Annotated in this window: 17 protein-coding genes and 1 pseudogene; 9 read left to right on the plus strand and 9 right to left on the minus strand. The window is 66.2% G+C overall.

The window, feature by feature from the left end; genetic code table 11:
- Nucleotides 1-3: 3 nt before the first annotated feature.
- A complete protein-coding gene (gene pgi, locus CA951_RS06845; protein ID WP_256973386.1) occupies nucleotides 4-1,671 on the plus strand; it encodes a glucose-6-phosphate isomerase in 1,668 nt (555 codons plus the stop codon).
- A 20-nt stretch (nucleotides 1,672-1,691) separates the two neighbouring features.
- Here the strand turns inward: pgi and CA951_RS06850 are convergent, their stop codons facing one another.
- The 4 genes and pseudogenes from CA951_RS06850 to CA951_RS44065 all read right to left on the minus strand — a co-directional run.
- Nucleotides 1,692-2,099, minus strand: a complete 408-nt coding sequence (locus tag CA951_RS06850) for a hypothetical protein (protein WP_087556132.1) — start codon at nucleotides 2,097-2,099, stop codon at nucleotides 1,692-1,694.
- A gap of 45 nt (nucleotides 2,100-2,144) precedes the next feature.
- Nucleotides 2,145-3,575, minus strand: a complete 1,431-nt coding sequence (locus CA951_RS06855; RefSeq protein ID WP_087556133.1) for an aldehyde dehydrogenase family protein — start codon at nucleotides 3,573-3,575, stop codon at nucleotides 2,145-2,147.
- Between the two features lie 147 nt (nucleotides 3,576-3,722).
- Nucleotides 3,723-4,262 carry a hypothetical protein gene (locus tag CA951_RS44060; protein WP_256973387.1) on the minus strand — a complete coding sequence of 180 codons (540 nt, stop codon included), beginning with the start codon at nucleotides 4,260-4,262 and terminating at the stop codon, nucleotides 3,723-3,725.
- A gap of 64 nt (nucleotides 4,263-4,326) precedes the next feature.
- A pseudogene (locus CA951_RS44065) lies at nucleotides 4,327-5,142 on the minus strand (MFS transporter); the annotation flags it as partial.
- Between CA951_RS44065 and CA951_RS44070 the strand changes: the two are divergent.
- Nucleotides 5,081-5,248 carry a hypothetical protein gene (locus CA951_RS44070; RefSeq protein ID WP_256973388.1) on the plus strand — a complete coding sequence of 56 codons (168 nt, stop codon included), beginning with the start codon at nucleotides 5,081-5,083 and terminating at the stop codon, nucleotides 5,246-5,248. The pseudogene CA951_RS44065 and the gene CA951_RS44070 overlap by 62 nt on opposite strands.
- On the opposite strand, the gene glsA is transcribed toward CA951_RS44070, so the two are convergent.
- Nucleotides 5,240-6,253: a glutaminase A gene (gene glsA, locus CA951_RS06865; protein WP_087556134.1), complete on the minus strand. Its 1,014-nt coding sequence runs from the start codon at nucleotides 6,251-6,253 to the stop codon at nucleotides 5,240-5,242. The two genes, CA951_RS44070 and glsA, sit on opposite strands and share 9 nt — an antisense overlap.
- A gap of 130 nt (nucleotides 6,254-6,383) precedes the next feature.
- On the opposite strand from glsA, the gene CA951_RS06870 reads away from it, so the two are divergent.
- Nucleotides 6,384-8,606: a thiamine pyrophosphate-dependent enzyme gene (locus tag CA951_RS06870; RefSeq protein WP_087556135.1), complete on the plus strand. Its 2,223-nt coding sequence runs from the start codon at nucleotides 6,384-6,386 to the stop codon at nucleotides 8,604-8,606.
- Here CA951_RS06870 and CA951_RS06875 read toward each other — a convergent pair.
- Both CA951_RS06875 and CA951_RS06880 read right to left on the minus strand, forming a co-directional pair.
- Nucleotides 8,603-8,812 carry a hypothetical protein gene (locus CA951_RS06875; RefSeq protein WP_087556136.1) on the minus strand — a complete coding sequence of 70 codons (210 nt, stop codon included), beginning with the start codon at nucleotides 8,810-8,812 and terminating at the stop codon, nucleotides 8,603-8,605. The two genes, CA951_RS06870 and CA951_RS06875, sit on opposite strands and share 4 nt — an antisense overlap.
- 137 nt (nucleotides 8,813-8,949) lie before the next feature.
- Nucleotides 8,950-9,246 carry a putative quinol monooxygenase gene (locus CA951_RS06880; RefSeq protein WP_087556137.1) on the minus strand — a complete coding sequence of 99 codons (297 nt, stop codon included), beginning with the start codon at nucleotides 9,244-9,246 and terminating at the stop codon, nucleotides 8,950-8,952.
- 177 nt (nucleotides 9,247-9,423) lie between these two features.
- Between CA951_RS06880 and CA951_RS06885 the strand changes: the two genes are divergently transcribed.
- The 5 genes from CA951_RS06885 (at nucleotide 9,424) to CA951_RS06905 (ending at nucleotide 15,023) form a co-directional block, all read left to right on the plus strand.
- Nucleotides 9,424-9,750, plus strand: coding sequence for a hypothetical protein (locus tag CA951_RS06885; protein ID WP_087556138.1), 327 nt, complete (start codon nucleotides 9,424-9,426; stop codon nucleotides 9,748-9,750).
- Nucleotides 9,751-10,271: 521 nt separating this feature from the next.
- Nucleotides 10,272-11,381: a ring-opening amidohydrolase gene (locus CA951_RS06890; protein ID WP_087556139.1), complete on the plus strand. Its 1,110-nt coding sequence runs from the start codon at nucleotides 10,272-10,274 to the stop codon at nucleotides 11,379-11,381.
- Between the two features lie 102 nt (nucleotides 11,382-11,483).
- The gene (locus tag CA951_RS06895; RefSeq protein WP_373413535.1) at nucleotides 11,484-12,989 is read left to right on the plus strand and encodes an amidase; all 1,506 of its coding nucleotides are present in this window, start codon (nucleotides 11,484-11,486) and stop codon (nucleotides 12,987-12,989) included.
- Between the two features lie 9 nt (nucleotides 12,990-12,998).
- Nucleotides 12,999-14,693 (plus strand): PucR family transcriptional regulator, encoded by a 1,695-nt coding sequence (locus CA951_RS06900; protein WP_087556140.1) that lies wholly within the window; start codon nucleotides 12,999-13,001, stop codon nucleotides 14,691-14,693.
- A gap of 57 nt (nucleotides 14,694-14,750) precedes the next feature.
- Nucleotides 14,751-15,023, plus strand: coding sequence for a hypothetical protein (locus CA951_RS06905; RefSeq protein WP_087556141.1), 273 nt, complete (start codon nucleotides 14,751-14,753; stop codon nucleotides 15,021-15,023).
- A 16-nt stretch (nucleotides 15,024-15,039) separates the two neighbouring features.
- Here the strand turns inward: CA951_RS06905 and CA951_RS06910 are convergent, their stop codons facing one another.
- Nucleotides 15,040-15,756: a TetR/AcrR family transcriptional regulator gene (locus CA951_RS06910; protein WP_087556142.1), complete on the minus strand. Its 717-nt coding sequence runs from the start codon at nucleotides 15,754-15,756 to the stop codon at nucleotides 15,040-15,042.
- A gap of 93 nt (nucleotides 15,757-15,849) precedes the next feature.
- Here CA951_RS06910 and CA951_RS06915 point away from each other — a divergent pair, with 93 nt between their 5' ends.
- Nucleotides 15,850-17,061 (plus strand): FAD-dependent monooxygenase, encoded by a 1,212-nt coding sequence (locus tag CA951_RS06915; RefSeq protein ID WP_087556143.1) that lies wholly within the window; start codon nucleotides 15,850-15,852, stop codon nucleotides 17,059-17,061.
- On the opposite strand, the gene CA951_RS06920 is transcribed toward CA951_RS06915, so the two are convergent.
- Nucleotides 17,026-17,439, minus strand: a complete 414-nt coding sequence (locus tag CA951_RS06920) for a VOC family protein (RefSeq protein WP_087556144.1) — start codon at nucleotides 17,437-17,439, stop codon at nucleotides 17,026-17,028. The genes CA951_RS06915 and CA951_RS06920 overlap by 36 nt on opposite strands.
- Nucleotides 17,440-17,468 lie beyond the last annotated feature (29 nt).

Raw genomic sequence — 17,468 nt, forward strand, 5'->3', positions numbered from 1 at the left:
CCCGTGACAGCGACGTCCGTATCACCGAGCATCACAGCGTTTCTCGAATGGCAGCGCCTGCAGGACTACTACGGTGACATCGCCTCGGTGCATCTGAGGGAATTGTTCGGCGCCGACCCCCGGCGCGGCAGGGATCTGACGGTCACCGCCGGTGATCTCTTCATCGACTACAGCATGAACCGCATCGACCGCGACACGCTGCCGTTGCTCGTCGCCCTGGCCCGTGCCGCCGGCCTCGAGGACCACCGCGACTGCATGCTTCGCGGGAGCCTGGTCAACACCACGGAGAATCGGCCCGCCCTGCACACCGCGTTGCGGCTGCCCGCATCCGCGGAACTGATTGTGGATGGGCGGGACGTCGTCGCCGATGTGCATCGGGTGCTCGACCGGATGGCCGGCTTCACCGACCGGGTGCGCAGCGGCCGGTGGCGGGGGGCCACCGGCCGGCGCATCACCACCGTCGTCAACATCGGGATCGGCGGCTCCGACCTCGGGCCGCGGATGGTGTGCCAGGCGCTGCGCCCCTACTCCCACCCCGATCTGTCGGTGCGGTTCGTCTCCAACGTCGATCCGGCCGACCTGCTGGCCGCCCTCGACGGCCTCGACCCGGCGACCACCCTGTTCGTCGTCGCGTCGAAGACCTTCACCACCATCGAGACCCTCACCAACGCCACCGCGGCCCGGTCCTGGATCACCGGCGCACTCGGGGAGGACGCGGTCGACCGGCATTTCGTCGCCGTGTCCACCAACGCGGCGAAGGTGGCGGAGTTCGGCATCGACCCGGCCAACATGTTCGAGTTCTGGGACTGGGTCGGTGGCCGCTACTCGATCGGCTCGGCGATCGGCCTGCCGGTGATGCTCGCGATCGGACGAGGTGCGTTCGGCGACTTCCTCGCCGGCATGCACACCGTGGACCGGCATTTCGCGACGGCGCCGCTCGAGTCGAACGCGCCGGTTCTGCTCGCCCTGCTGGGTTTCTGGTATGCGAACTTCTTCGACGCCGAGACCCGGGCGGTCCTGCCCTACGCCAACGACCTCGCAGCCCTGCCCGCGTATCTGCAGCAACTCGCGATGGAATCCAACGGCAAGTCCGTGCAGCTGAACGGGACACCGACCGACGTCTCCACCGGGGCGATCTGGTGGGGTGAGCCCGGCACCAATGGGCAGCACGCCTTCTACCAGCTCCTGCACCAGGGCACCCGCCTGGTCCCGGTCGACTTCCTCGGATTCGCCGAACCGGCCGGCGATCTGCCGCTGAGCGACGGCAGCGGCAGCATGCACGACGTTCTGGTCAGCAACCTGCTCGCCCAGCGCAGAGTACTCGCATTCGGCCGTACCCCCGCGGATCTCACCGCCGACGGGGTCCGCGAAGACCTGATTCCCCACAAGGTGATGGCGGGGAACCGGCCGTCGACCACGATTCTCGCCCCCGAGCTGAGACCCGGCGTGCTCGGCCAGCTGATCGCGCTCTACGAGCACCAGGTCTTCACCGAAGGTGTGCTGGCGAACATCAATTCGTTCGACCAGTGGGGCGTCGAACTCGGCAAAGATCAAGCCCTGCAACTACACCGGTCGGTCGGTGGGGACGGGGTCGCCGAGGGAGTGGACAGTTCCACCGAATCGATCGTGCAGTGGTACCGGGCAATCCGCGACGGCTCAGGGCGAACGTGAGCACCGGCGCTCGATAAATATCAGCGCATCATTTCGCTACGGATGGCGTCCTGGACCTTCCCGTGAGTCGCAGCGATGCTGCCTGCCATGTCGGCGAGATCTGTGCCCCGGTTGAACGATTCGGTGTGTTGCGACAGCTCCTCGAGTTGTCGCAACACGTCCGGGCCGGCGACGACCTTCGCCTGGCTGAGTAGGCCGTCCAATTCTTCGGTGCCGATTTCCTCCTCCCCGGCAGCGGGATTCGGCGCCCCTGCGTGTGCTTGTGCTGCGAGGCGAGCAGTCGCTCTCAGCAGTTCGGCATAGATGGCGAGCTGCAGCTTCATGAGCTGGTCTTTCCGCGCATTCTTGCTGCGCAGGCGTTCCGCGATCCACGGTGAGACGGCCGTGCCGATTATCCCGGCGATGCCCATCCACATGATCGGATTCACGATCCGTCCCTCCAGTGCCGTTGTGCCGAATTCGGAACGCTCCGCTCAGTTCTCGTTGTCGCCGAAGATGGCCTTGGCTTCGAGGTATTCGACGAGACCGAATTTGCCGAACTCGCGGCCGTTCCCTGATTGTTTGTAGCCGCCGAAAGGCGCATCGAACGCCAGCGGTGCCCCGTTGAGGTGGACCATTCCGGTCCGCAGTTTCCGGGCGACGTTCCGTGCGCGCTGTGGGTCGCGCGAGGAGACCATGCCGGAGAGCCCGTACGTGGTGTCGTTCGCGATGCGGACTGCGTCGGCCTCGTCCTCGTAGCCGATCAACATCATGACGGGGCCGAAGATCTCCTCCCGTGCGATCGTCATGTCGTTCGTGACGTTCGCAAAGACGGTGGGCCGGACGAAGTATCCGGCGGAGAGTCCGTCCGGGCGGCCGACACCGCCGGCGACGAGTGTGCCGCCCTCGTCGATGCCCGTCTGGATCAGACGCTGAACCTTGTCGAATTGTGCTTGTGACACAAGGGGACCCACGGTCGTTCCCTCGTCGTCCGGAGGCCCGACGACGATCTTCTCGGCAGCCGCCTTCGCGATCGCGCAGGCTTCGTCCATGCGGTCCGACGGGACCAGGATGCGAGAGCCCGCGTTACAGGACTGGCCCGCGTTGACGACCACGCCCATCACGTCGCGGGTGATGACCTCGTCGAAGTCCGCGTCGACCAGCACGATGTTCGCCGACTTGCCGCCGAGTTCCTGCGCAACGCGTTTCACGGTCGGTGCGGCATTCCGCGCGACGTCGACACCGGCGCGGGTCGATCCGGTGAACGACACCATGTCGACGTCGGGGTGCCTCGACAGGGCGGCTCCGACGGTAGGTCCGTCACCGTGAACAAGGTTGAACACCCCGGCCGGGACACCCGCTTCGTGAAGTATCTCGGCGAAGATGATCGCATTGAGCGGCGCGATCTCGGACGGCTTCAGCACCATCGTGCAGCCGGCCGCCAGCGCGGGTGCGACTTTCGCGGCGATCTGGTTGACGGGCCAATTCCACGGTGTGATGAACGCGCACACGCCGACCGGCTCGTGCACGACCGTCGTGGTGCCGATCTTCTCCTCGAATTCGAACCCGCGGAGCGCATCGAGGGCGGCGGCGAGGTGTGCCATGCCGCACGGTGCCTGGGCGGTCGCGGCGAGCCCTGCCGGTGCGCCCATTTCCTGGGTGATGGTCGTGGCGAGGTCGTTCATTCGCCGCACGTAGACCTCGATGATCCTGCTCAGCAACTCGATTCGGTCGGCGCGTGTCGTCGACGCGTAACTGTCGAAGGCTGTGCGTGCGGCCGTGACGGCCCGGTCGACGTCCTTCTCGTCGCCCAGCGCGATGGTGGCGATGGCCTTCTCCGTCGCAGGGTTGACGACGTCGAGTGTGTCGGTGCCGATCGGCTCGACCCACTCGCCGTCGATGTAGAACTTGCGGGTGTTCTGCATGGTGCTCCCTCGTTGTCTGCCGTCCGGGTGTGTGCGGCATAAGACAACAATGGCTTCTCGCCGTCCGGGCGTCTGTCCGCCGACGGGGCCTTCTCCGGGGTGAATGCGTTGTCCCCCGATCGGGGGACAACCCGGTGCGGGGTGGGTCTAGTCCGCTTGAGGGGAGGGGCCGGGGATCTCGTCCCTGCGGTAGTTCGGGAGCCGGCTCGCGGGCACCATGGCGATGGCGCTGAGCCCGGCCAGGGTGAGCAGCCCGATCTCGAGGGCGTCGAGGCGGGCGTCGATGTTGATCTGCACGGCGGCGTCGACCTGCACGTCGGAGGCGGTGGTTGTGTCGAGGATTTCCTCGAGGCGGTCGTTGCTGATGAAGTTGATGTTGTCCAGGTCGACCTGTGCGACGAGGTCTTCGGGGAGGTCGACGTGACTGGCGACTGCCTGTCCGACACCGATCGACAGCAGCGTCACCAGGAGCGCGCCTGCGAAGGCCGTGCCGACGGCGGACGCGAGGTTCTGGGTGGTGCCGCGTACCGACCCGACGTCGCCCGCGAGTTCCTTCGGGGCGGCTGTGACCAGCACGTTGAAGACGAGGGTGACGAGGGCGCCCTGTCCGATGCCGAAGACGATGAGACCGAGGATGGTCGGGACGGTCTCCCAGTTGTTGGTCACCACGAACGAGAGCCAGATCAACGGTGATGTTGAACGGCATCATCGCCAGCGAGGTGTCGAACGGGGTTCGGCCCTGGACGATTTGAATGTAGAGGGGCACGGTGAAGTTCAGGGCCGCTTCGAGTGCGACGACGACGAACATTGCATACACGGCCGCGCGCTCGGTGGACGCCGACACCACCTCGAGGCTGATCAGGGGGACGCGGCCGCTGTTAGCGCGCCGTCTGGTCCAGACGAAGAACGCCTGTCCCAGGATGATTCCCAGCACGATCAGGACCGGGGCGCCGGAGACGCCGAGCACGCTGAAGGGCGCGGTGGGCGATGCCGTCAGCAGACCCCACGAGTTCAGATTGTTGAAACCCAGCGTCAGCGACATGACGGCGATACCGATGATGAACGCGCCGACGATGTCGATGCTGATGGCGTCGTTGCCGCGATCGGAGCGAAGCGTGAAGCTCAGCAGGAACACCACGACGGCGACGACGATAAGGATGGCGAACACGGGCCGCCAGCCGACGAGAGTTCCCAGTGCACCACCGATCAGGAACGCGGACAGCCCGGAGAAGGCCCTCGCCGATCCGAGCGATCCGATCGCGGTCGCCTGCTGGGCGTCGCGATAGTTCTCGGCGATGAGGGCGACGAGGGTGGGCACGATGATCGCCGCCGCCGCCCCTGCGAGCGCTTGCGCGGCGATCACCCAGCCGATACTCGGTGAGAGAACCATCATCAGTTCCGCGACCGCGAACACGGCGACCATGATGCGGAAGATCAGCACCCAGCCGACTCGTTGTCCCAGCTTCGCGCCGACCATCACCAGCGCCGCGACCACCAGGCCGTAGGTGACGATCGCGGTGCTCACCGTCGTCGGAGGAACACCGAAATCCTCGACCATGCCGCCCAGCGAGACCGGTAGTGCCGCGACGTTGAAGGACATGAGCACCTGCGCCAGGGCGAGTCCGATCATCGGACGCCACGACGCCTTCACCTGCTCGCTGGGATCATGCTGACCTGCTTTCACGCGGAGGGTGGGGCCCGGACGCGAAGACGTTCAATCCGAGAGTCCGGGACAGGTAGGCGGTGGCCCGCTGCCCCCGAACGCTGTTGCCCGCGGAATCGAGCCGCGGAGAGAAGGTGGCCAGTCCGGCCTTGCCCGGGGCGATCGTGACGATGCCGCCGGACACACCACTCTTGCCGGGCACACCGATCTCGAACAACCATTCCCCGGATCGTTCGTAGAATCCGGTGGCGGCCAGCACCGACAGCGTGTCGCGGCAGATCGACTCGTCGACGACGCGTTCTCCCGTCACCGGGTTGACGCCGCCGTCGGCGAGAGTGGCGCCCATGATTGCGAGATCCCGGGTGGTCACCCGGAGTGAGCATTGTTTGGTGTACACGTCGACCGCAGCCAGCGGGTCGACGTCCAGGCGGCCGTAGCTTTCCAGAAGCTGGGCGATCCCGCGGTTGCGGAGGTTCGTCGCCGCCTCCGATTCGTAGACGGTGACGTCGAGCGCCAACCGGCGCCCGGCGAAGCGGGAGAGACCGTCCTGGAGGAAGTCCCACTTCGCGGTGGGGGTGACACCGGGAACGAGTGCGGTCGTGGCGATGGCGCCTGCGTTGACCATGGGATTCATCGGATGGCCGTCGTTGAGTTCGAGGGCCACGACGGAATTGAACGCCAGGCCGGTGTTGTTCACCCCGATTCTTTCGCCCACCACCTCGTGGCCGATCTCCTGGCAGACGAGAGCGTACGTGAAGGCCTTGGAAATCGACTGGATCGAGAACTCGTGCGACGAGTCGCCGACGGCGTGCACACCCCCGTCGACCTCGGCGACGCAGATCCCGAACAGGCCGGGGTCGACTGCCGCGAGAATCGGGATGTAATCCGCCACGACTCCGCCCGTCGCGGCGGCAGCGCGCTCGTACGCGCCGTGCAGAAGCGACTCGACATCGTCCCACCCGGGCAGAGCCCCCGTAGAGACCCGTTCCGGCACCCCGGTCACGTCCAACTCCATGGGCCCACCTCCGTGCTGACATTCTGACGCCGAAACACGTTCCTGTCCGGATAAGACCGGACACTGGTCGAGAAGGTGAGTGGAGCACGCGACCCTTGCCCGCCGCCCGGTGTCACAGGATGATCGGGTGATGGCCGAACAGATCGACGACTACTTCACCTCCGTCGTGTCGGCACTGGTGCCCGATTCCGGTCGCCCGGGTGTTCGTCCGGAGGATCCGATCCGGCCGCCGTCCCCGTTGTCGGTGCAGGGCGCTCTGGACCTCTTCGACGCGCAACTCGGCAGCAGGCATCTCGATCTGGCGGCCCGGTGGTTGCGGTCGCAGGGTAAGGGTTTCTATACGATCGGCTCGTCCGGGCACGAGGGCAATGCCGCGGTCGCAGCGGCGCTGCGTCCGACCGATCCCGCTCTGCTGCACTATCGTTCCGGCGGATTCTTCCTCGCGCGGGCGCAGCAGGTGGACGGCACCGATCCGCTCCGCGACGTCCTCCTCGGTGTCGTGGCCGCGACGGAGGAGCCGATCTCGGGTGGTCGGCACAAGGTATTCGGCCGCCACGATCTCGGGATCATTCCCCAGACGTCCACCGTCGCTTCGCATCTGCCGCGCGCGGTCGGTGTCGCCTTCTCGATCGCCCGCGCACACAAGCTCCACCTGCCCTCGCCGTGGCCGGCCGACGCGGTGGCCGTGTGCAGTTTCGGGGATGCGTCGGCAAATCACTCGACCGCGGTCGGCGCGATCAACACTGCCGTCCACTCGGCCTACCAGGGGTTGCCGCTCCCGTTGCTGTTCGTCTGCGAGGACAACGGGATCGGGATCAGCACGAAGACACCGACGGGGTGGATCGCCGCGAATTTCGGTGCGCGGGCCGGTCTGGAGTACTTCGAGGCCGACGGTTCCGACCTGCCGGCGGCGTACGCGACCGCGAAGAGCGCCGCCGACTGGGTGCGCAGTCACCGCAAGCCCGCGTTCCTGCACCTGCGGACCGTCCGGTTGATGGGTCACGCAGGATCCGATCTGGAGTCCGCGTACCGGACGTCCGCTGAGATCACCGCCGACTTCGACCGGGACCCGGTGCTGTGCACCGCAAGACTTCTGATCGAAGGCGGACACCTGAGCCCCACCGAGGTCCTCGCGCGCTACGAGAACACGCGCGCCGAGGTACTCGGACTTGCCCGGGAAGTCGCCGAGCTACCTCAACTGGACAGTCCCGCGGCGGTGATGAGGCCCCTCGCCGACACCGCCGAGCAGGCCGCCGCGGCGGTGCCGGAGCGCGTCGACCCGGCCAAGCGTGCGGAGTTTGTCGGATCCCCGCTGCCGGAGGAGGAAGGCCGGCTGACCCTCGCCCTGTCGATCAACCGTGCCCTGCTCGATGTGCTCGCCCGCTGCCCCGAGGCACTGGTGTTCGGTGAGGACGTGGCCCGCAAGGGCGGGGTGTACGGGGTGACCCGGGGTCTGATGAAGAAGGCCGGGTCGGCGCGCGTATTCGACACCCTGCTCGACGAGCAGGCGATCCTGGGTCTCGCGCTGGGTGCGGGGGTGACCGGGTTGCTGCCGATCCCGGAGATCCAGTACCTGGCGTATCTGCACAATGCGGCCGACCAGATCCGCGGCGAGGGCGCGACGTTGCAGTTCTTCTCCGACCGGCAGTACCGCAATCCGATGGTGGTGCGAATCGCCGGGTACGGGTATCAGAAGGGCTTCGGAGGGCACTTCCACAACGACAACGCCGTCGCCGCACTGCGCGACATCCCCGGCGTGGTGGTGGCGTCGCCGTCCCGCCCCGATGACGCCGCGGCGATGATGCACACCTGTGTGGCGGCGGCCCGCACCGCGGGCGCGGTGTGCGTGTACCTGGAACCGATTGCGCTGTACCACATCCGGGATCTGTACGACGACGGCGACGGGTTGTGGCTGGCACCGTATCCCGACCCCGCGACACAGGTCGAGAGCCACGTGCAGATCGGCTCGGCCCGCACCTACGGCGACGGTACGGACCTGACGATCGTCACCTACGGCAACGGTCTGCGGATGAGTCTGCGGGTCGCGCGGAAGCTCGAGCGTGCGCACATCGCCGCCCGGGTGGTGGACCTGCGCTGGCTCGCACCGCTGCCGGTGCAGGACGTGGTCCGGGAGGCGCACGCCACCGGCCGGGTGCTCGTGGTCGACGAGACCCGCAAGTCCGGTGGTGTGTCCGAGGGTGTGGTCGCCGCGCTGGTCGACGAGGGCTTCACCGGGCCGCTCGCGCGGGTGACGAGCGACGACAGTTTCATCCCACTCGGCGACGCCGCGCTCGAGGTGCTGCTGTCCGAGGACACCATCGAGGCGGCGGCGATAAAACTCGTGAGCCGCTAGTCCAGCATCCCTCGCGCTTCGCCAACCTGACGTAAGTGTTGCTGGGACGTCACAGCGCGGACACCTGCTCCCGAGGGGACTTCGTGGAGACGATGGTCGTCCTCGCCGGGTGTGTCCGACCCTCCGGTCAATTCGTCGAGGAGGATGTAACCGCCGTAACCGAGGCCGGCGACGGCGAGGACAGCGGCGTACAGCCGGTCGAGCATCAGTTTCTCCGTATCGTTTTCGGAAACCCCCGAGCCGGGCAAGTATGCCGCGTCGCGGACAGTCTGTGCCCTACCCGATCGGGTAGGTTTACGGGCAGGATTCAACTGACCGTACGATAGGAAACCCGGCGGGCGTCCTACTTGACGGCGATCACGTCGACCGGACGGATGTCGGGGTCCCTCGCGAGCAGATCGGGGCCGACGTTGCCAAGAGCGGCGGGGATCGCTCCGCTCAGGTGCGCCTGCCGACCTTCCTCGTTCTCGAACGTGTCGAAGATGCCGTACGTGGTGTCACTGACCTTGAACGCGTACCAGGTGACGGTGCCTTCCTCCGCCGCCGCCAGGGCGCGTCCCTGCTCCAGGAACGCAGCCAGTTCCTCGCCCTTGCCCGGCTTGGCCTCCAGCAGGGCAAGAATTCCTCTGTCGATCGTCACGATGTCTCCTCCTCGTTCGTTCCGACTCACGTACACCCACCTACGACGCTACGAGCGTCGAGCGGCTGACCACCACCCCTCTGACGCAAGTTGCGAGATCGTTCCTGCAGGTGCCCCGCACTGGCGCGGGACGGACTCGGGCGGGACGATCGATGGTGACGAGCGGAGAGGAGCACCGTGAATCGAAACCAGCCGTTCGTGTGTGAGATGGCGTTCCACATCGTCCACCTGCATCGAGCAGGGGAGACGGACAAGGCGCTGAACCTGCGCAAGCAGCCACAGGGCATGACCGTCGACGACGAACAACTCCACCGCGCGGTCGCGCAGCTCTACGGACTGCCCGACCAGTCGAACGAGGCGATGGAAGAGTGGGTTCGCTCCCAATACCTGGCGGACGGTCGTGGCAAGGGCTACCTGTCCGACGACGACGACGCTGCGCCTCTGTGGCTTCTCGCCGGCAAGGCGCACACCTACTACGGCGATCTGAAACCTCAGGCGAGCTGAGGCCCCGCGCTCGGCTATCCGGCGCGGGTCGCGACGAGTGCGGCCAGGCCGTCGACGATCCGGGCCAGGCCGAATTCGAGCGCATTGTCCCGCCCGGACGAGGAGCCGGCGGAGGCGAAGGCCGCTGCAGCCTCGGGGTAACGCTCGGCGTTGTCGGTGAGGATTCCCTCTTCTCCGCGCCAGAGGCTACTTCTTGAACGCCGGCCGATTAACTGAGACCGGCAGCATCTCCCCAGCCGGTCACGTGATCCGTCACGGGTATGTCGGACGTTGATGGAAGCTCCCCCGCACGTGGACGCAATGGCCCGACCTCGTCGGCGCCGGTCACTCCGATCACCGGCAGCGCGACTTCGATGCTGTCGCCAGCGGCACTGGTCAACTCTGCCCAATGTGAGTTCTGGTTTGGGCAAACTTTGCCAATGTCCGAACGTGCTCGCCCTCATAGCGTGGGCTGCGTTGGAGTTCCGATCGCCAAAAGCTGATCTCGACTACCCCGCAAGCCACGTATAGAGGAGATGTCAATGCCCGAAGCAATCGAGGTCCGCAAGGTTCCCCTGCACAGCGTGTCCGACGCCGGCGAGCTGGCCAAGCTCATCGACGACGGTGTGCTCGAAGCGGACCGCGTCATCGCAGTCATCGGCAAGACCGAGGGCAACGGCGGCGTCAACGACTACACGCGCATCATCGCGGACCGGGCTTTCCGTGAGGTCCTCTCGGCCAAGGGCAGCCGAAGCGCGGACGAGGTGGCCGGGGTACCCATCGTCTGGTCCGGCGGTACCGACGGTGTGATCAGCCCGCACGCAACGATCTTCGCAACGGTGCCTGCAGAGAAGGCAGTGAAGACCGACGAGCCGCGACTGACCGTCGGTGTCGCGATGAGTGAGCAGCTTCTCCCCGAAGACATCGGTCGCACGGCGATGATCACCAAGGTGGCAGCCGCGGTGAAGATGGCGATGGACAACGCCGGCATCACCGACCCCGCCGACGTGCACTACGTGCAGACGAAGACTCCGTTGCTGACGATCCACACCATCCGGGACGCCAAGAGCCGCGGCGAGACGGTGTGGACCGAGCAGACGCACGAGTCGATGGACTTGTCGAACGGTGGCACGGCACTGGGGATTGCTGTCGCCCTCGGCGAGATCGAGATGCCCGGCGATGCCGATGTCATGCACAGCCGGGACCTCTACTCGTCGGTCGCATCCTGCTCCTCGGGTGTCGAGTTGGACCGGGCTCAGATCGTGGTGGTGGGCAACGCACGCGGTGTCGGCGGCCGCTACCGGATCGGGCACAGCGTGATGAAGGATCCGCTCGATCAGGACGGCATCTGGTCGGCGATCCGGGATGCGGGACTCGAACTGCCCGAGCGGCCCCACACGAGCGACCTGGACGGCCGGCTCGTCAATGTCTTCCTCAAGTGTGAGGCGAGTCAGGACGGGACGGTGCGCGGCCGCCGCAACGCGATGCTCGACGACTCGGACGTGCACTGGCACCGCCAGATCAAGTCGTGCGTCGGCGGTGTCGCGTCTTCGGTCACCGGTGACCCGGCGGTGTTCGTGTCCGTGTCGGCCGCGCACCAGGGCCCGGAGGGTGGCGGCCCCGTCGCCGCCATCGTCGACCTCGGCCAATAGTTCGTCGTCGCACCGTGAACGAGGGTGCGTGGCGGCCGCCACCGGGCGCTGCGCACCCTCGATCGCCGGCAATCGCATCCGAAACCGTGGAGAGGTTCACAAGTGTCACACGTCATCGATCCCGTCGACGCAGGTGATTCGCCCCTGACTGACGTCGAACCTTTGGGCAGGCCAGGAGGATACGAAGATCTCGTCATGTGTGACGCGCTCACGCTCAGCGGTTTGATCAAGAGCCGCGAGGTGTCGTGCGTCGACGTCATGACCGCCTATCTCGACCACATCGAACGGCACAATCACAGTGTCAACGCCATCGTTGCCCTGCGGGACCGGGACGAGTTGCTGGCCGAAGCGCGCGAGCGGGACCATCAGCTTGCCAACGGGAATTACCTCGGCTGGATGCACGGGTTCCCGCACGCCGTCAAGGATCTCTCCGCGGCCAAGGGACTTCCGTTCACATCCGGATCATCCATCTTCGCCGACCGGATCGCCGATGCGGACGACCTGTTCGTCGCGCGGATCAAGGCGGCGGGTGCCATTGTCATCGGGAAGACGAACACCCCCGAGTTCGGGCTCGGGTCCCAGACGTACAACCCGGTGTACGGCACGACGGCGACACCGTACGACACGTCACGCACCGCAGGTGGAAGCAGTGGCGGTGCCGCCGCGGCCCTGGCACTACGGATGGTCCCGGTTGCCGACGGCAGCGATTACATGGGTTCACTGCGAAACCCGCCTGCCTTCAACAATGTTGTGGGATTCCGTCCTTCATGGGGGCGCATCCCGGAGGCAGGCTTCATCGCTCAGGGCGCGGTGGTCGGCCCGATGGGACGGTCGGTGGCAGACGTGGCGCAGCTCTTGTCGACGATGGCCGGGCCCGACGCGGGCGCCCCGCTCGGCATCGACGAGGACCCCGAGGTTTTCACACGGAACCTCGAGCGGGACTTCCACGGAACGCGGATCGCGTGGGTGGGTAACTGGGACGGGTACCTGGCGACGGAACCCGGAGTTCTCGAGCTGTGCGAGTCCGCGTTCGACGCATTCCGGAACATCGGCTGCCGCGTCGAGGCGGCGCTCCCCGACTACAAGCCCGAAGACATCTGGCAGCTTTTCCTGAGATGGCGCTGGTGGGCGCAGCTCGGCTTGGTCGACCTCTATGACGACCCGCAGACACGCGAGCAGATGAAGCCCGAATTCGTGTGGGAGATGGAGCACGGGATCGCACTGTCCGCACTCGACGTCACGAAGGCTGCGGCGGCCCGCAACGACTGGCTGGCTGCCCTCACGAAGATGTTCGAAACGTATGACTACATCCTCGCACCCAGCGCCCAGGTGTTCCCGTTCGACAAGTCCACACACTGGCCCACCGAGATCGACGGCCGGCCCATGGATACCTATCACCGGTGGATGGAGACCGTCGCACCGTGGACGATGACGAGCCTCCCGGTGGCCGCGATGCCGGTCGGTTTCGATGACCGGGGGCTCCCGATGGGAATTCAGATAATCGGACGACACGGCGCCGACCGAGCCGTCCTCCAACTCGCCCACGCGTACGAGCAGAAGACGAAGTGGACGCAGCGTGTGCTTCCGCCGGCACTCCTCCCGAACTGAGCTGCACCCGTGGACGCGGTCGATCTGCCGTCACCTGCCGGCTACGCGCTGACGATTCGGGAGGCGCTGACCCTCCCCAGCCTGGCCGGCTCCACGCTCCTCGCGGGGGCGGGCGGACTGGAGCAGAGCGTTCTGCGAGTCAACGTCATCGAGGTACCGGACATCCTGCCGTGGGTGAAACCCAACGAACTGCTGATCACCACGGGGTTCCCTCTGCGACATGCAGATTCGGGTGAACCGTTCGATCCCCGGGCGCTGGTCGAACTCGTCGAGGGCCTCGCCCGGTGTGGCGCGGCCGCACTCGGTGTCAAGGAGGGCCGGTACCTCGGCGATCTCCCTGCCGCGATGCTCGAGGCATCGGACCGTCTCGACATTCCGCTGTTTCTCATCCCGCACGACATCGGTTTCGACGAGGTGATGTCCGAGGTGTTCACACACCTCGTCGATCGGCAGGCGTTCGCCCTCGACGTCGCCGATCGCATGCACCGTGCCTTGACGAAGATCGTCCTCGAAGGTGGCGACCTGCCGCAGATCGCGGACGAGGTCGCCGCGCTGTTCGACGCTGCGGTGCTGATCTGCACGCCGGACGGGCGGGTCAATGCGACAGCGGGTACGACGGCCAATCTGCAGGCGTTGGAGGACCTGCCGCTGTTCGACCCGTCCGGCAGGCTTCGCACCGAGCGCCTGCACCACGGCCTGCAGCGGGCGCCGGGCACGGAGGCCGGCCAGATCGCCGTTGCGCGGGTTCATGCCGGCGGGACCGATCACGGCGTCATCCTCGCCTTCGTGGGAGACGGCGGATTGGGTCCCGTTACCGTGCAAGCGCTGGAGCGAGCCGCAACCGTGGTCGCGCTGGCGGTGACCAAGCAGCTCGCCGTGTCGGCGGTCGAATCAAAGTTTCACGGCGACTTCCTGCGCGACGTACTCAGCGGGAATGCCGGTACGGTTGACCAGATCACGGAGCACTGCGCACAGCTCGAATGGGACGTGAACCGCTCCATGGTGGTCGTCGTCGCGGAGCTCGACCCGGACCCCGCTCGCTCGACAACCGGACCTGCGGTACGGCCGCCGGGTGCCGGACGAATGCCGCAACAGAGACTCACTGCTGCCTGGAAACAAGTGGTCCGGCGCAGGGACCGGTACGCACCGGTGGTCGGGTTCAGTCATGAAGTGGTGGTGTTGATGCCGGTCGGTGACAACGACTCGAGAATGGTCATCGACGATCTGATTGCGGCCGTCACCGGTGACCGAGGAGGCGGCAGGCATTCGTTCTGCACCGGCGTGAGTCGGGTCATCCGCTCGGCTGCCGACATTCCGCAGGCGTACGACCAGGCACGTAGGGCAGTGACGGTGGGGCGTCGCATGCGCGGGAACGGTACTGTCGCACACTTCGACAGCCTGGGCGTCCACAGACTACTCTCCCTGGTCGACGACAGCGGCGAACTCCGATCGTTCGCCACCGAGATCCTCGGTTCGCTGGCCGGCGACTCGGACGAGGCGATCGACCTCCGCCAGACGATGCAGGCACTCCTGGACACCAACTGCAACGTCGCCGAGACTGCACGCGTCCTGCATTTCCACTACAACACGCTGCGGTACCGGATCGGCAAGTTGGAGAGCATCGTCGGCCCGTTCACGACGGATCCCATTCTGCGCCTGGATGTCGCGCTCGCATTGAAGGTAGAGGAGATGGAGGGTCTGTGACCGATCCGCACGATATGAACTCGTCCTCACCGTCCACCGCTCTGTGATAGGACAGCAATGAACGCTCTGCTCTACCCCGGCATCGTGCTTCTCATTGTCTCCAACGTACTGATTCCCCCGTCCCTTCTGCGAGTCCACACCGGAACCAGTCAGCTTCTGAACTGGAATGTCACCCTGTCATTGACAGGTGCGGCGACGATGCTGGTGTGCGCGCTGACTTCCACGGATGCATCGATGGGACAGCGTTGGGCCACAGCGCTTGCCGGGCTTCTGTGCGGCGGCGTCCTGGCTGTGACAATTGCCGTGTTGCTCAGGCCTCGATCCGCTTGATCAGACCGCGGCTCCGCTATTCGGCGCGTTCCGCGACGAGTGCGGCGAGGCCGTCGAAGATCCGGGCCAGGCCGAATTCGAGCGCATCGTCCTGCCCGGAAGACGAACTCGCCGACGCGAAGGCCGCCGCCGCCTCGGGATAGCGTTCGGCGTTGTCGGTGAGGATTCCCGTCATGATCGCGTTCAGGGCCTTCTCGGGTGTGTCGGTTTCGGCGCCGGGGGCCGTCGTCTGCTGAGCGAGGCTGCGGACGTGGCCGGTGATCAGGACGACTGAATCCAGTCGTTCCCCGCCGGTGAGTCCGGTGCCGCTCAGCGCCGCGAGGCCGGTTTCGAGCCAGGCCATTTCGTTCGGTCCCATCACGCGGGGGCCGACGGCGACGTCCACGACCCACGGATGCCGTCGCAATCCCGCCCACATGCGCAGTGCCCACTCGTGGAGCGCTGCGCGCCAGCCGCCGTCGATCTCGGACAGGTCGGGTGCGGGTCCGAGAGCGGCATCGAGCATGAGGGCGGTCAGCTCGGCCTTCCCGGGGGTGTAGCGGTAGAGGGACATCTTGGTGAACCCGAGGTCCTCCGCGAGGCGCTGCATCGACAGCGCGGCGAGGCCCTCCGCATCGGCCATGGAAATGGCGGTGGCGACGATCTGCTCGAGGCTCAGCGCCGGCTTCGGACCGCGCTTCGGTCTGTCCGGCGATCCCCAGAGCAGCTCGGCGGTACGGGGCTGGGTATCCATTTTGCGCTCCTCCGGACGACTCTTGATCCGGAATTGTGTCTACCATACACTTAACTGTGTCCGTCAGACACAATTCATTCTCGGAGGAGTCCCATGCCGAACGAAACCGTCCTGATCTCGGGTGCCGGCATCGCCGGGCCCGCCCTGGCGTTCTGGCTCGCGCGCAGCGGATACGCCGTCACCGTCGTCGAGAACGCACCGGTCCTTCGGCTCGGCGGCCAGGCCGTGGACTTCAAGGGGGAGGTGCACCGCCGGGTGCTGGCAAAGATGGGGATTCTCGACGAGGTGCACCGCAGGCAGACCGGAAGGACCGACCTCCGGATCGTCGACGAACACGACAAACATCTGGCGACCATGCCCGGTGAATTCATCGGCGGCGACGTCGAGATCCTGCGGGGCGACCTGACCGAGATCCTGTACGAGCGGACCGCGGATTCGTGCGAGTACCTGTTCGGTGATTCCGTCACCGCGCTCACCGACACGGAGTCCGGTGTCGAGGTCACGTTCGAGAAGTCGCACGCACGCCGCTTCGACCTGGTGTTCGGGGCCGACGGCATTCACTCGGCCGTGCGCAGACTCCGGTTCGGTCCGGAGGAGAACTTCGTCCGATTCCTCGGGTACTACTACGCCGTCGTCGGCGCCACGGACGCGGTGACTGCGGCGTCGCCCGAGCGGGAACGCGCGACGGGATGGATGTACAACGAACCGGGAAGGATGGCCGTCGTCGGTGGGCCGAAGGCTCCCGAGTTGTTCGTCTTCGCCTCCGACCCGATCGACTACGACCGTGGCGACATCACCGAGCAGAAGCAACTGCTGGCCGCCGCGTACGCAGGTGCAGGCTGGCGCGTCCCCGGGTTGCTCGCGCAACTGGACGACGCACCTGACTTCTACCTCGACTCGATCGCACGGGTCGAGACCGATACCTACACCGCAGGACGCGTGGCCCTACTCGGCGATGCCGCGTACGGAAACACGCTGGGCGGCTTCGGAACCGGTCTCGCCCTCGTCGGTGCATATGTGCTGGCGGGCGAACTCGCCGCCGCCGGCGGCGACCACCGCGTGGCGTTCGAACGTTACAACGAGCAGATGCACCGGTACGCGAAGATTGCCCGCAAGGGCAGCGCCGGACCGTTTCTCGCGCCAAAATCGGCGACTCGAATCAGGATGCGGAATTGGACGTTCAAGTCCAGGGCCCTGTTCGGCGTGATGATGAAGGTGACCGACTTCTTCGCCACCGGCATCGACCTGCGGGACTACCCGGCGCTGCGATCAGCTGGGCGTCCCGGCAATGTTGACCATCCATGAGATACCGAATTGGTCGGTACAGGCACCGAATTCGTCTCCCCACATCTGCTTTTCGAGGGGCACCGACACGGAGCCGGCATCCGAGAGCTTGGCCCAGTAACCGCGGAGGAGGTCACCGTCGTCGCCGCTGAGGCTCACCGCGATGTTGGTGCCCGGGTTGTGTTCCATGCCGGGCGGCGTGTCTGCACCCATGAGCGTGAACCCGTTGTCGGATTCGAGCATGGCGTGCATGATCTTGTCGGCTCCCTCGGCGTCCGGGGCGCCGAACTCACCGAATGTGCTCACCGCCAGGGTGCCACCGAAGACGTCCTTGTAGAACTCCATTGCCTGCCGCGCGTTGCCGTCGAAGCTGATGTAGGGGTTGAGACGAGAGGTCATGGGGCATGCTCCTTCTAGGTGCCGGAACG

This window comes from Rhodococcus sp. NCIMB 12038, assembly GCF_002165735.1.
Taxonomy (GTDB): Bacteria; Actinomycetota; Actinomycetes; order Mycobacteriales; family Mycobacteriaceae; genus Rhodococcus_F.

Excerpts from the sequence above, each read along its gene's own strand:
- glsA (WP_087556134.1), bottom strand. The coding sequence starts at position 6,253 with ATGGAGTTGGACGTGACCGGGGTGCCGGAACGGGTCTCTACGGGGGCT.
- CA951_RS06855 (WP_087556133.1), bottom strand. The coding sequence starts at position 3,575 with ATGCAGAACACCCGCAAGTTCTACATCGACGGCGAGTGGGTCGAGCCG.
- CA951_RS06890 (WP_087556139.1), top strand. The coding sequence starts at position 10,272 with ATGCCCGAAGCAATCGAGGTCCGCAAGGTTCCCCTGCACAGCGTGTCC.
- CA951_RS06915 (WP_087556143.1), top strand. The coding sequence starts at position 15,850 with ATGCCGAACGAAACCGTCCTGATCTCGGGTGCCGGCATCGCCGGGCCC.
- CA951_RS06870 (WP_087556135.1), top strand. The coding sequence starts at position 6,384 with ATGGCCGAACAGATCGACGACTACTTCACCTCCGTCGTGTCGGCACTG.
- CA951_RS06875 (WP_087556136.1), bottom strand. The coding sequence starts at position 8,812 with ATGCTCGACCGGCTGTACGCCGCTGTCCTCGCCGTCGCCGGCCTCGGT.
- CA951_RS06905 (WP_087556141.1), top strand. The coding sequence starts at position 14,751 with ATGAACGCTCTGCTCTACCCCGGCATCGTGCTTCTCATTGTCTCCAAC.
- CA951_RS06910 (WP_087556142.1), bottom strand. The coding sequence starts at position 15,756 with ATGGATACCCAGCCCCGTACCGCCGAGCTGCTCTGGGGATCGCCGGAC.
- CA951_RS06920 (WP_087556144.1), bottom strand. The coding sequence starts at position 17,439 with ATGACCTCTCGTCTCAACCCCTACATCAGCTTCGACGGCAACGCGCGG.